This window comes from Couchioplanes azureus, assembly GCF_014648355.1.
Classification (GTDB): Bacteria; Actinomycetota; Actinomycetes; order Mycobacteriales; family Micromonosporaceae; genus Actinoplanes; species Actinoplanes azureus.
In genome coordinates, this window is record NZ_BMQY01000014.1 from 1 (window position 1) to 13,489 (window position 13,489).

The 13,489-nt window shown below is 70.1% G+C and carries 12 protein-coding genes; 4 read left to right on the top strand and 8 right to left on the bottom strand.

Features of this window, described 5'->3' with window-relative positions:
* The first annotated feature begins 672 nt into the window (after positions 1–672).
* Positions 673–3,051: a glycosyl hydrolase gene (locus tag IEY99_RS31420; protein WP_189207743.1), complete on the top strand. Its 2,379-nt coding sequence runs from the start codon at positions 673–675 to the stop codon at positions 3,049–3,051.
* 212 nt (positions 3,052–3,263) lie between these two features.
* Positions 3,264–3,590, top strand: coding sequence for a hypothetical protein (locus tag IEY99_RS31425; RefSeq protein WP_189207744.1), 327 nt, complete (start codon positions 3,264–3,266; stop codon positions 3,588–3,590).
* Positions 3,591–3,737: 147 nt separating this feature from the next.
* Here IEY99_RS31425 and IEY99_RS31430 read toward each other — a convergent pair whose 3' ends face one another.
* Positions 3,738–4,391 (bottom strand): adenylate kinase, encoded by a 654-nt coding sequence (locus tag IEY99_RS31430; RefSeq protein ID WP_189207745.1) that lies wholly within the window; start codon positions 4,389–4,391, stop codon positions 3,738–3,740.
* Between the two features lie 436 nt (positions 4,392–4,827).
* Here IEY99_RS31430 and IEY99_RS31435 point away from each other — a divergent pair, with 436 nt between their 5' ends.
* Positions 4,828–5,175, top strand: coding sequence for an ArsR/SmtB family transcription factor (locus IEY99_RS31435; RefSeq protein ID WP_189207746.1), 348 nt, complete (start codon positions 4,828–4,830; stop codon positions 5,173–5,175).
* A gap of 14 nt (positions 5,176–5,189) precedes the next feature.
* Here the strand turns inward: IEY99_RS31435 and IEY99_RS31440 are convergent, their stop codons facing one another.
* A complete protein-coding gene (locus tag IEY99_RS31440) occupies positions 5,190–5,561 on the bottom strand; it encodes a hypothetical protein (protein WP_189207747.1) in 372 nt (123 codons plus the stop codon).
* A 254-nt stretch (positions 5,562–5,815) separates the two neighbouring features.
* Here IEY99_RS31440 and IEY99_RS31445 point away from each other — a divergent pair, with 254 nt between their 5' ends.
* A complete protein-coding gene (locus tag IEY99_RS31445) occupies positions 5,816–6,439 on the top strand; it encodes a carbonic anhydrase (RefSeq protein WP_189207748.1) in 624 nt (207 codons plus the stop codon).
* A gap of 101 nt (positions 6,440–6,540) precedes the next feature.
* Here the strand turns inward: IEY99_RS31445 and IEY99_RS31450 are convergent, their stop codons facing one another.
* From IEY99_RS31450 to IEY99_RS31475, 6 genes are all read right to left on the bottom strand, one after another.
* Positions 6,541–8,790 carry a putative bifunctional diguanylate cyclase/phosphodiesterase gene (locus tag IEY99_RS31450; RefSeq protein WP_189207749.1) on the bottom strand — a complete coding sequence of 750 codons (2,250 nt, stop codon included), beginning with the start codon at positions 8,788–8,790 and terminating at the stop codon, positions 6,541–6,543.
* Between the two features lie 134 nt (positions 8,791–8,924).
* Positions 8,925–9,791 (bottom strand): universal stress protein, encoded by an 867-nt coding sequence (locus IEY99_RS31455; RefSeq protein WP_189207750.1) that lies wholly within the window; start codon positions 9,789–9,791, stop codon positions 8,925–8,927.
* A gap of 214 nt (positions 9,792–10,005) precedes the next feature.
* Positions 10,006–10,995 (bottom strand): Acg family FMN-binding oxidoreductase, encoded by a 990-nt coding sequence (locus tag IEY99_RS31460; protein ID WP_189207751.1) that lies wholly within the window; start codon positions 10,993–10,995, stop codon positions 10,006–10,008.
* A gap of 29 nt (positions 10,996–11,024) precedes the next feature.
* A complete protein-coding gene (locus tag IEY99_RS31465; RefSeq protein ID WP_189207752.1) occupies positions 11,025–12,026 on the bottom strand; it encodes an Acg family FMN-binding oxidoreductase in 1,002 nt (333 codons plus the stop codon).
* A gap of 78 nt (positions 12,027–12,104) precedes the next feature.
* Positions 12,105–12,689, bottom strand: coding sequence for a DoxX family membrane protein (locus IEY99_RS31470; RefSeq protein ID WP_189207753.1), 585 nt, complete (start codon positions 12,687–12,689; stop codon positions 12,105–12,107).
* A 406-nt stretch (positions 12,690–13,095) separates the two neighbouring features.
* Complete coding sequence (locus tag IEY99_RS31475; RefSeq protein WP_189207754.1) at positions 13,096–13,458, bottom strand: hypothetical protein; 363 nt, start codon at positions 13,456–13,458, stop codon at positions 13,096–13,098.
* Positions 13,459–13,489: the final 31 nt, after the last annotated feature.

Genomic DNA, 13,489 nt, shown 5'->3' on the forward strand with positions numbered 1-13,489 from the left:
TGGTCTACTCCGCCAACGGCACCCCGTACTACACCCAGGTCTTCGGCAGCCGCTGACCTTTCCACCTCCGAGACCGGCCGGCATGCCCCCGCATGCCGGCCGGTCTCGTTTCTTGCGCCAGTTGCCGATGCACCGCGCCGCCCTGACGTGCGGCGCCGTTCCCGTCGACCCGAGTCGCGACCCGCCGGAAGACCCGCGCCACGAGCAGCGGCGCCGGCCCGAGTCGGAAGGGCGATCTCTCCGCCGGCACTGCTCGGTGAGACGTCGTCACCTGGCGGCTGACCCTCCGGCCACGTCGGCCGCGGCACCGTTGCGGTGGGCGTCATGGGAGATCAGGCCTGCCCGCGGGAGGGAGCGGGGACCCGCGGCGGTCGCGCCGACCGGCAGCAGTCTGCTGACCATACCCGCTCTCCGTCGTAGGCGCACAGACAGTCCACATGAGACGTACGTCATTGAACGCGTTCAAGTCATGTCCGTAGGCTTCCCACGGCCGAGGGCGGCAGCCGCGCGGCGGCCCCGCCTTCGGAGAACCGTCGTCGAGTCCAGAGAGGTGGTTGGGAAGCAGTGGCTGCAGGAAGGGAACCAGAGGCGCGAACGCGCCGGCACCGTCCGGGAAGTACTCTCCGCCGGCGCCGACCGGTACTGGCATTCGTCGTCGCCGCCGTTGTGGCCGTGACGACCGCGGCGAGCCCGGCGAACGCGGCGTCAACCGATCCGGCATGGCTGACGCGGCTGTTCACCCAGGAGTTCGAGGAGGACTTCCAGCGAACGGCGCCGGGATTCACTGCGAATCATTGGGCGAACAGCAACGGCCAGCAGGCCAGCTGGATCCTGTCGAAGGGCGAGGGCGTCCGCGACAGCGCGGGAGCGGTCGGCGGCGCACAGCGCTTCCGGGTGGAGAGCCGGCCGGACGGTGCCGACGTCCACCTCGTGAACCCGCAGCCTTTCGTCCGCGGTCAGGCGTACCGGGTCCAGTTCATGGCGCGGGCGGAACGCACCACCAAGGTCGATCTGTTCCTGCGGCGCGACGTCCGCCCGTTCACACCGGACGCGAGCCAGACGATCGAGGTCACCCGGGAGTGGAAGTCGTTCACCTTCCAGGGAACCTACACCGCGTCCGTCGCAGGCTCGTTCCGCATCGGACTGCAGGAGACCGGGGTCGACGTGTTCATCGACCGGTACGCCGTCTTCCGCGTCACCGGCTCCGATCGGGTCGCGCCCATCGACATCCCGGCCGGCATCGATGCGACGGAGCAGACCACGCTCGTTCACGACGTCGACTTCGAGGGGGAGTACAGCCACGGCCGGTACGCGCGCGGCTGGCGGCCGAACGACCCCTCCAACAGGGCGGACGCGTTCGAGGCCGGTCCTGAGACCCGCGCCGGCTATTTCGTCGACGGCACGACCTCGCAGCGGTTCAAGCGCGGGACGTACGTCGTCGACAACCAGGTGCTGGAGAGCAAGGCAGAACTGTACTACTCGTTCACCTGCCAGCCAGGTAAGAAGTATCGCCTCACCGGGAAGCTGCGGGCCGACCAAGGACAGGCCGACGTGCCGGCCCAGCTCGGAGTGCGGCGGGCCCCGGAGCCGTACACCTTTCTCACCGTACGCAATCTCAAGCTCGGCGGGTCCTGGCAGCCGGTGGAAATGGACGTCGTCTGTGTGCAGCGCGCCGGGACGGGCATTCAACTGCGGCTGACCGTCGGGCAGGTCGGCAAGAACATCTACATCGACGATGTCACCATCTCCGAGGTGCATGACAATCCCGCGCACCCGGTGGGCACCGGCGTGGTCTCGGACGATCTGTTCGGCATCCATACCCCGCTGATGCACAACCCGAAGTGGCAGTGGCCCGCCCTGGGGCAACACGTGGTCCGGCTCTGGGACACCAACACCGCGTGGCGCTTCCTGGAGAAGGACCAGGACGTCTGGCCCTGGGACGACGGCAACTACGGCCAGCGGCTCGACCAGACCTTCATGAAGAGGCTGATCCAGGTCCGGAAGACGCTCGACCCCAAGCTGAAGATCGTCTACACCATGGGGGAGACGCCGAAGTGGGCCAGTTCCAAGCCCGACAGCCCGAACTTCGCCGCGGCGCCCCCGAAGAACGACGAGGACTGGAAGGACTACGTGCGTACCGTCGCCCGCCGGTACAAAGGCGAGATCGACGTGTACGAGCTGTGGAACGAGCCCGACGCCGGCCTCCGTGCGGACGGCAGGTCTTTCTACAGCGGCACCCCCGAACGCATGGCCCAGCTCGCCCGGCTGGCGCGTGACGTGCTGGACCAGGAGGACGAGGAAGCCATCCTGCTCAGCCCCGGCATCACCACCGGCGGCGTCAACTGGCTCGACCGGTTCCTCGCCGCCGGCGGCGCGGAAGCCGTCCACGGCATCGGTTTCCACTGGTACTTCGGCACCAACCCGGAGAACGCGGGCTACATCGACAACATCCGCGACGTGATGAAGCGGCACGGCATCGAGGACAAGAAGCTCTGGAACACCGAGGGCAGCTCTTCCAACTGCGTCGGCGGGGTCGGACCCTGCCTCGACGACAAGGTGGCGGTCTGCCTCGAGGAGGGTGCCTGCGACGCCGAGTTCTGCGCGGCGGCACCCGGCAACTGCCGGGAGATCAACGCCGTCGAACGGCGCTCCGCGGTCGCCCGGGCACTGTTCCTCATGGCCGGGCGCGGCGTGGAGAACTTCAATTTCTACACCCTGGAAGGCAGCCATGACGCCGAACTGCTCGAGTCGGCGACATCGGACTACACCACACCGAGTGAGGAAGGCAGAGGCTACCGCGCCGCCGCCGAGTGGCTCCGCGGCGGGAAGGTGACCCAGTCGTACATCATCAGGGACAACATCTACGTGCTGCGCATCCAGCAGGGCGCACAGCAGCACTCCGTCCTCTGGACCACCGGCGAAGCCGTGCGCGTCCGGCTCCCGCAGCAGTGGAACGCCAGGCAGGCCACCACACTGGCCGGCACGCGGGTCGACATCTCGGCCGAGCGCGACCTCGACCTCGGACTCGAACCGGTGAGGATCGCCTCCTGACCGGGCAGTGAACCGCAGTCAGGCGCCCGTTCCGCAGATGGGGGCGCGGTGTCGCCCCGTGTCGTCCGCGCGGCTGCCTCCCCGGGGCCCGAGGCGGTGAAGATGCGGAGGGTGGCGGTGGTCCCGTGCCGGGTTCGGCCGGGACCACCGCAAGGGAGCGGCCTCAGCGGCGCGGGACCTCATCGAAGATCGGGAACCCGTAGGATGAGCCCATGGTTGAACATGTTCAAGTGGATCGGATCGGTGTGCAACGGCGCCGTCTGGCGATGGGCGCACTGGTCTACTGCGTACTGGTAGGCACGGGAATATGGGTCAACTCCGGCGGCAAGTTGTGGCCCTTGCCGTTCTTCGGGGTCTACGTCGCACTGTCCGCTGCTCCGCTGGCGTTCCGGGGCAACGCAGGGTTCACTGTCGCGTGCAGTGTCCTGGCTTTGATCGACCTCTGGCTGGGCCTCGCCGGTCTGTTCGTCCTCACCTGGCCGCCGATCCTGCCGCTGCTGGCGGCTGCCCTGACCCGGCCGACATTCTGGCGTGGATGAGCTCCGGAGCCGGTAGACCGCGGGGTCGACCGGGCTCGGCGGTGACGTGCCGTCGCGGGATGCCTCGCTGCCCGGCAGCCCCCGGAGATCGGCTTCCATGTTCGCCGACGGACACCCCGAGCGTCGAGCGCCGCGTGTTGCGGCGGCTCAGGCGTCGCCGAATGCGGCGCCCAGCCCGGTGAGGTCGATCGAGCGTCGGGCGCTTTCCGGAACGAAGTCGACCAGCGTACTCATGGTCTCCAGGGCGGTGAGAATCTGCCGGGCCACATGTTGGACCGGTCGCATGGCATCGACCGACACCAGGATGCCGCGTGAGCCGTACCAGTCGACGATCGGATGCGTCACCTCGTGGTAGAGCGCGAGCCGGCGGCGGATGACCTCCTCGGTGTCGTCGGATCGATGTTCCAGGGCCGCGCGTGCGAGAAGCCGGCGGGTCAGTTCATCGTCGTCGGCCTTCAAATGCAGGGCGACGTTCGCGGTCATGTCCAGGTCCAGCCCGACCTGATACAGAGCTCGTGCCTGCGTCATGTTCCGCGGCACGCCATCGAGCACGTAGCCACCCCCGCGGTGCTCCTTCGCGTCGATGAGCTCCGTACGGACCATGTCGAGGACGATCTCGTCCGGCACCAGTTCGCCCCGGTTCAGGTGTTCCTGGACGGCGTTGCCGAGGGTGCTTCGCTGGGCTACGTGCTCGCGGAGCAGGTCTCCGGTCGCGATATGCGGAATGTCGAAGTGCGTGGCGATCAGGGCACCTTGGGTCCCTTTGCCTGCTCCGGGAGGGGCGACCAGCAAGACCCGCATCGCAGTCCTTTCACCTTTCGGTCGACATCGCCGCGCAGCCGTCGGTGTTCATCGCGTGGCGGTCTCCAGATCAGGAAAAGCATATGGTGCGCCGTCGTCGCTTCCTCCCGGAACCTCGTCGCCGGCGTGGCCGGAGGGTTCGCATCAGGCGGCCACGGCAGTGATGAGAACAAGCGTGCAAGCCACCCCCTCGAACGCCTGACCGGCGACTGGCTCGCAACGGTCAACCGGACCCGCGCGGCGGCGCACCGAGCCTCGCCCGTACGAGCTGCGACGAGTACCCGCAGGCCTCCATCGTGTGCCGGCTCGGTCGTGGTTCCTTCGCAACGAGTCCGGTTAGCCTGTAACCGTCCCTCCCGCCGATCCTCGGGTGGGATGGTCGCGGGTCGGACAGCCATCAACGCTCGGTCGGTGGCGACCTTGTAGGGAGACATACGTGTCAAGGCCGCTGTACCAGGCAAAAGCAGAGATGTTTCGGACCCTGGGACATCCTGTCCGGATTCGTATCCTGGAGTTGTTGCAGCCTGGACCGTGTCCGGTGCGTGATCTTCTCGCGGAGATCGACGTCGAGTCGTCGAACCTGTCGCAGCAGCTCGCCGTCCTGCGCCGGGCCGGCATCGTCGTGTCCTACCGGGATGGCGGCGCGGTCATGTACGCGCTCAGTACCCCCGCCGTACTGGATCTGCTGGCTGCCGGCCGGCGCATTCTCGGTGAGATCCTGACCGACAGGGACGGACTGCTGGCCGAATTACACGATCAAAGTGGTGCCCTGCCGCAGCCTTGACGCATCCCCGGCGGTCACACGTCGAGCCCCTGCTCGATCGCGCGCAGCTGGTGGCGGGCCATCGCCAGGTTCGCCCGGTCCTTGTTCAGGACCAGGTACAGGAACAGCCCTTTCCCGGACCGGCTGCTCACCGGACGGATCAGGTGGTACTGGGTGTCCAGGGTGATGAGGATGTCCTCCAGCTTCTCCGTGAGGTTGAGCATCTCCATGGCGCGCAGCTTCGCGCGTACCACGTCGGTGTTGCCGGCCGCGGCGACGGTCAGGTCGAGGTCTCTGCTGCCACCGGCGGTACCCAGCGCCATGCCGCTGGTGTGATCGACGAGGGCGGCCCCGATTGCGCCGTCGATCTGCATCGTGCCCTTGAGTGCCACGTCCATCTCTGGCATGTCCGACTCCTCAGCGTTCGCATGTCGTGATGCGTCGAGGATCGCGGCGACGGGCAGACGTCCAACGCACACGGTGTCCGGCGCCTGTCAACGAATGATCGACATCATTGTGCCGAATGGCCGCCGACTTGAAGACTTTTGCAACTGATGGATTTGTCAGCCCATTCTCGGGCGCGCCCCGCGTGCTCATGCCGTGCCGGTGCGGCCCACGACCTCGGTTCCGGCTCCCGGTGGTCAGGCGATAGGTTTCCGGCATGCCTGATCTCGGTTCCTCCTCGCCCGCAGAGGCGTACGCCGTGCTGTTGGAAGGAAATGCCCGCTTCGTGCATGGCGAACGGCTTCATCCCAACCAAGATGCCGATCGCCGATCGGAGTCGGCGCCACGGCAGCGTCCATTCGCGGTGCTCTTCGGCTGCTCGGACTCACGGCTCGCCGCGGAAATCATCTTCGACCGGGGTCTCGGCGACCTGTTCGTGGTCCGCACCGCCGGTCACGTGGCGGGCGCGGAGGTCCTGGGCAGTATCGAGTACGGCGTCACCGTGCTGGGCGCACCGCTGGTCGTCGTTCTCGGCCATGACTCCTGCGGCGCCGTCACTGCGGCCAGCGAAGCCGAACGCAGCGGCGCGGCACCGGCCGGCTACCTCGGAGACGTCGTGGAGCGCGTGATGCCGAGCGTGCTCGCCGCCCGGGCGGCGGGACTCACCGAAATCGATCAGTTCGTGGATGCACACATCCGGCGTACCGTCACGGGGCTGGTCGAACGCTCGGCGCTGTTGGCCAACGCGGTGTCCGACGGCCGATGCGCGGTGGTCGGCCTGTCCTACCGGCTCGCTGAGGGCACGGTGAGCCGCGTGGCGGAATACGGCCTCGAGGACTGAACCGCGGACAACCCGGCCGGCGGCGATGCTCGCCCAGGCCCGCGACCGGGGCCGGCACCTGGGCGGCCGACCGCCGTCCGGGCACCGGCCCGGCAGTGGAGTCAGTGCACGGCAGGGGCGAGCGGGCTTTGCCGAAGCAGTCGGTCGCGCAGTTCCGCGATGGGCGCCGGCTTCGCGTAGTGATAGCCCTGGGCGAGGTGGCAGCCGAGGTCGCGGAGGCGATCGGCCTGCGTGGCGGTCTCCACCGCTTCGGCGATGGTGACCAGGTCCAGGCTGCGTCCGAGCTCGACGATCGTACGGATGAAGGCGATCTCTCGTGGCCCGCCGTGGTCGATCTGTCGTGCGGTGAAGGAGCCATCCATCTTGAGAATGTCCACGGGCAGTTCCCGCAGGTACGCCAGAGACGAGTAGCCGGTGCCGAAGTCGTCGATGGCGATGCGGACTCCGTGGTCGCGCAGCCGCTGCAGCTGGGCGGTGACGGCGGCGGCGTCGCTGACCGAGGTGACCAGTACGGTTTCGGTGATCTCCACGATGAGCGCGCGGCCCGGTACGCCGGCGTCGGTGAGCAGGGTCAGGACGCGGTCGGCGAATGCCGGGTCGCGCAGTTGGTGTGCGGACACGTTGACCGTGACCGACAGGCCGTCGGTCGACCAGAGCCCGGTCAGGTCGGCACACACCTGCGCGAGGACCCAGTCGCCGATGGCGACGATGGCGCCGCTCTGCTCGGCGAGAGGGATGAAGCGGTCCGGAGGTACGCGGGTGCCGTCGGGTCGCGTCCAGCGCAGCAGCGCCTCTGCGGCGACGATCCGCCCGGTGCTGAGATCGACGATGGGCTGGTAGTGGACGGTGAACTCGCCGGCGGCGAGGGCGTCATGGAACTGTGCGACCAGTTCGCTGTTGGCGCGCCGTTCGGCGTGGATCCCCGGGTCGAACATTGCCGACTGATTGCCGCCGTTGGCGCGGGCGGTGGCCAGAGCCAGGTCGGCGTCGCGCAGAGCGGCAGGATGGCTGCCGCCGCCGGGCAACGAGACGACGCCGACGCTGACGTGGAACGTGCGGGCGATCTCTCCGCGGATCCGGACGGGAAGTCGTGTCGATTCCAGGATCCGGTCGGCCAGGTCGTCTCCGGGGGAGGCGGCAAGAACGGCGAAGTCGTCCGCGCCGAGTCGCACGACGACCGCGTCGCTGGGCGCCACCGCGCGGAGACGATGCCCGATCTCGATGAGCACGGCGTCACCGTCCTGGTGGCCGAATGCCTCGTTGAAGTCCCGGAAGCCGTCGAGGTCGATCAGCAGGAGCACCTGATCCTGCCGTTCCGGACGGTCCAGGTGGTTCTGGAGAGCTACACGGTTTCCCAGGCCGGTGAGCGGGTCCAGATGGGCCCGGCGGTTCAGCAGGTCTGCCAGCTGGGCCAGGCGAAGGATGAGCATCACCGAAGCGGCGCAGCTCAGGCCCACCAGGACGACCAGCCGTACGAGTCGGTCGGGTGACAGGTCGGGGGCGACGGCGACGACGATCAGTGCGCTGATCGTGGTAGCGAGCACGGTGTAGGTCCACAGCCGGCTGCGTGACGACAGGGAGGGGCGGGGCATGCTGCCGACACTGCGGGCCATGGAGGGGTGCAGTGCGGCGCCACCCATCAAGACGTACGCCGCGAGCCAGCCGACCGCGGTGGGCCTGTCCAGGCGGACGTTGTGGGACAACAGAACGGCGTAGTACAGGGTGTCGGTGAGGACGAAGACCGTGGATGCGGCAACGACCAGTCGGTAGGCCACCGACCTGACCCGCGTCACCACTACGACACGGATCGTCAGGGCCAGGATGATCAGGTCGACCGCGGAGTAGCTCAGATAGGCGCCCAGACGGAGCCCGGTGAACGGCGCGTCGTACATCAGCGGAGCCACGACCAGAACCCAGAGCACCGCGGCGCCGCCCATCGTGACGATGGCGGCGTCGATGAGGCCGCCACTGGCGGCGCCGGGCCGTACCCACTGGTACACACTCGCCGTCAGCAGCGACAACGTGACCACGTAGCACAGGTCGCCGAACGACGGGAAGTGCGGAACTCCCGAGGGCGCCATCGCCGCGGCCCAGCCGGCGTTGGCCAGCAACGACATGCCGATGGCCGCCGTCGTCAGCCACCACGGCCGGGACCACACCGGGCGATAGCGGCGTACTCCCACCACGATCGCCACCAGCGCCGACGCTGCCACCGCCAGGTACGCCCACACCCGCGCGCTCGCCGGCAACATCACCCCGAGGGCCAGGACGGCACCGTTCGCCGCGAGATACCAGCGATACACCCGAGGGCCCACGGCGGGTTGTCCAGGCGGCTGCAGGCGTGGAGTCACGTTCGCAATTATCGGTGGTGGCGAGATACGACGAGGTGCGCCCGTGGAGCAATCGGCGTGTACCCGTGGTGCATCCGCGTCGAGGAGCAGACCGGGCGCTGGCAGGTCCGGCACGCGGACCTGCCAGCCCGCTGCTATGCCCCGGTCTCTCCGTGGCGGTGGACGATCAGGACCGGGCGGTGCGCATGGTGCAAGGTCGCCATCGCGACCGAGCCCAGCAGGATCTCCTCGACCGCGGAACGGCCGCGCGAGCCGACGGCCAGGACGGCGGCATGCCGGGTACGGGCGTGCGCGCTCAGCATCGCGGCGACCGCACGATGGGATCGGGGCAGCATGCCGTCGTGCTGCAGCACGGTCACCGCCCGGCCGCCGGCCTCGAGGTCACCTCCGGGGCGCTCGTCGACGGCTACCGGCTCGATCTCCCGGTCGCCGAACAGCGCCCCTGCCGCGGCCAGGGCGGCTTCCGCGTACGCGGAGCCGTCCCAGCCGGTCACGACCGGCCCGGCGGCGAGGGCGGCGGACTCCGCGGCCAGCAGAGGGTGCGGAACCACGAGGACCGGTCGCTGGGCGTAGTGCACGACCATGTCCGACACGCTGCCGAGCACCGCCCGCGTGCCGCCGAGTCCGCGGGAACCGACCACGACCACCTCGGCGTCGACCTTCTCGGCCAGCTGCGCGAACTGGACCCCGTCGCCGCCGTAGCCCCGTTCCACCAGCGCCTCGGCCCGCAAGCCGGCGGCCTCGGCCAGGGTGACCCCGACTCCGGCGACGCGCTCGGCCTCCCGCGCTCCCTCGCGCTCGATCGCGTCGACGTACTCGTCGACGTTGGCCGTCCCGCTCCACAGCCGCCGGCGCAGCGTCTCGCTGGCGAACGGAGGCTCCCACAGGTGAGCGATCCACGCCCGCGCGCCGGGAAACAGCCGGGCGCCGACCTCGATCGCGGCGCTCGCCGCGGGGGAGCCGTCGAAGCCGATGATCACTCGTGCAGCAGATCCAGTCATGGTCCCAGCCTCGACGACGACGGTGCGGTGGCCGTAGGGCCGGTCGGCCCTTCCGTGGGACCCGGAGGTCCCGGACCATTGTTGCCGATGAATCCGCAGATGCGCCCAGTGGCGCCTGCCTGACAGTCGCGGACGACGCTGCCCGCGACACGATCGTCCCGCTCCCACGCCTGGACGGCTGCCGTCAGCACCGACGGCAGCCGCGACGAGTCGGTCACCGCCGCGTAGCGACGGGTTCTCCACAGCGGACAAGGACGTCGTCCACCTCGCGGCGCGGTGTGGGACGGCTCGGGTCGCCGTACCCGATGCGCAGCGTCATCTGCGGTGTCCCGGCCCGGCGCAGAGAGATGCGGAGCTGGTCGCGGGCAGCGGGCACCTCGATGGGTTGCGAGATCATGGAGCAGGCCAGGCCAGCGCCGGTGACGGTCAGCAGTACCCGCTGCAGGGCCTGGCCGGCGACCAGCTGGTCGATGAGCCGGTCACCGGCTACGCCGAGGACCGCTACCAGTGGCTCGGGTTCGAAATCGCGGCCCGGCGCGCGCCGCCGGTCCGTGAAGGCGCGCTGCGGCAGGAGGTCCTGCGGTTCCGCGACCGGCGCGCCGACCGTGGCCGGTACCCCGTCGGTTGCCGCGTCGGCGCGCGTCCACCCGGCCAGTTCCGCCTGGTACGCCGGGTCGCGGCGCAGCACCCGGTCGGCGCTCTGGGCGATCTCGGCGAAGCCGCTCAGGGCCGTCATGCCGACGAGCAGGTCGAGCCAGGCGCCCTCGGCGTGAGCCGCCTCGATCAGTGCGAGCCGGACGCCGGAGGGAACGGGCTCGGGCCGAAACGGCTTACGGTTGCTGGTGCGGCGGGGGATGGCCGCGTGGAGGTCCTGTTCGGCGTAGGTGGCGGGTCGCGGCTGAACGGGTGTGAGGCGGGCGAGGACCTCCGGCTCGGCGGGATACGGGCGCCACCGCACCGCGGCCGGGGTGCCGGCGACGGCCAGCGCCATGCGGGCGTTGAAGGTGGCGGCACCGCAGGCGATCCGGACCGCCCACCCCGTGCTGTCGGCGATCGCCAGCTGTCTGGCGGTGTCGCTGAGGATCTCGATCCCTCCGTCGTGCAGCCGCAACCGCCAGGGCTGGCTGTTGTGCATGGAGGGTGCGCGGACCGCCGCGACCGCGGCGATGCGCAGAGCCGAGGCGTCGAATGTCGGGGTGTTCACAGCGGTGCTCCTTTCCGGCCGGGTCCGGGTCACTCGTCGTCGATGTCGATGACCTCGGCGGCCCGCCGCCGGGGGGCCGGTGGCAGCGGCTCGCTGGTGTCGCTGTAGCCGAGCCGGACCACGACGTAGGGTTCGCCGACGCCGGCCAGCAGGTCGGTGAGCAGTCGCCGGGGCCATTGCACCTCGATGGTGTCGCTCAGCGGTGCGGTGGCCAGGCCGTCGGCGGTCGCGGTCAGCAGCAGCGCCGAGAGCGCCTCACCTCCCCGCAGCAGGTCCAGCGGGCCGTCGCTGCCGCCGAAGAGGATCACGTACGCCGCACCGAGGTCGAAGCCGTCACCGGCGGCCAGTCCCGCCGTACCCTCCGGGGCGTAGTCACGGATCGGTACGCGCCTCGGGACCTGCTGTACCGCGGTCGAGGGCGGTACGCCGTCCCCGCTGTCCTGCGGACGGTGCGTCCAGTGCCACAGTTCCTCGCGGTACGCGGGGTCCCGGCTCTCCGCGTCGGCGGCGCGGCTGGTGGAGGTGGCCAGCATCGGCATCTGGTCACGGCGCACGACGTGCAGGTACGCACCCTCGGCCTCGACCGTACGGCGCAGCCGGGTCAGGGTCTCTTCCGGCACGGGGCGTTCGGCGAAGGCGCGGCGGTCGGTGCGCCGGCGCGGGATCGCCGCCGCCATGCGTTCGCCGTCCGGGTCGGCGGTGTCCGTGCCGGTGATCGTGATCAGCGCCAGCAGGTCGGGGTTCGCCTCGTCGGGCAGGCGGACCACTCGGGGTGCCCATCCGGCGGCGGCCAGCGCGACCCGGGCGTGGTGCAGTGCCCCACCGCAGCTGAGCAGCAGCAGCCGGCGGTCCGGATCGGTCGCGGTCAGGGCGCGGCCGCGGTCGGCGTGCAGCTCGAGCCGGTCCTGGCCGAGGCGCCAGCGCCACGGCTGGGTGTTGAACACCGACGGCGCGTGCAGGGACGCCCGTGCCGCGGCTTCGAGCGCCTGGGCGGCGCGGCTTCGTGCCGGTCGCTCGGACGGTGCGGTCATGACGGGTCCTCCTGCCTTCCGCTACGACGGTGCCGATTGGTGTACGTGCCTGGTCCGCTTCCCGGTGCCCGTGGCGGTTCAGATCAGCCAACGGTGGTGCTGCACGAACGGCAGACCGGCCCACCAGCGGCCCAGTCCCCAGGTGTGGCCCGCGTAGGTCAGGGCCAGGGCGATGGCGCCGGCGGCGTACATGTAGTGGTAGTCGGTGATGGGATTCGTGGAGCCGCTGGGCTTGCCGCTGCTGGTGTGTTGGGCGAGAGGGAATTCGGCGAACCACATGAACGCCATCATGAGCGTCGCGGCCGCGGCGGCCAGGCGCATGCCGATCCCGAGGATCAGGGCAAGCCCGATGCCGAGCATGCCGAGCATGAACAGCCAGTTCGCCCACGGCTCGCCGGCGATGGCGTGGGCGGTCCCCTCGAAGGGCCCGATATCGACGGAGGACAGGAACCCCTTGGTGGGAGAGCCGCCGTTGATCCAGGCGCGTTCGGCGGGGGTCGCATAGCCGAAGCCGAAGGTCTTGTCGAGGAACGCCCAGAGGAAGACGAACCCCAGGGAGATGCGGAACACGGCCAGCGCTCTAGCTGCCGCCTTGGTGAGCATGGCACCGGGCGCCTCGACGTGCTCCAGGTGGGCTGCGGCTCCGCGGCTGATGGTGGTCATGGTGTCCTCCTCGGTCGTTGTCGTCGTCTTGACTCTGCCTCCTGGCGGCAGCGCGCACCCGGGCCTGAACGCCCGACAGTGCCGGGACGAAAGTCCCGACCGGCGGGTTCCGGCGATTCACCAGTGGCATCGGCACTCCGGAGCGCGCTGATGCGGCCGGATCGCCTCGGGGCGCTGCCGAAGCCGGTAGCGCCACGAGTCCGGTGCCGGGTCTCAGCCAGCCGGGACCACATGCCGCTGTGCCGGTGCGGGACCGGGTGGCACCTGCCCCGGCAGGGCCGAACGCCTCCCCTCGGACGGGAAGCAGCGCACCATCAGCCTCGGATATGGACCCGAGGTTACGACCCCGGCCGAGACCCGGCCGGCGACGGTTACCGGTGACCTGGAGCGGGCATCGGCGACCGGCTCAGCGCTGGACGACCAGGCGGTGCGCGCGCAGCGCATGGGCCCACCACGGCCGGTGGTCCGGCCGTGCGGCCCGCAACGGGGGCGAGGACGTGCGCTTCAGGCTGACCCAGCCGCCCGGGCCCATCGTGACCGTGCCGATGGCGGGGCGCCGGCGCAGGGCCAGGCCGATCGACACGCCGAGCGTGGCCACGGCGGCGGTGGCGAGGGCGGCCATCGCGACCGCGGTCGCGTCCACGGCGGGTACGAACCTCGTGCCGTGAGCGTCGGTGACGTAGGCGCCGATCTCCCGGTCGCCGCGGCGGACCGGGACGACCTCGGTGTGCGGCGCGATCCGGGTCGGGGCGTCGGTCGCGGTGAGCATGACGGCCTCCTGACGGTGGTGCGGGCCGCAC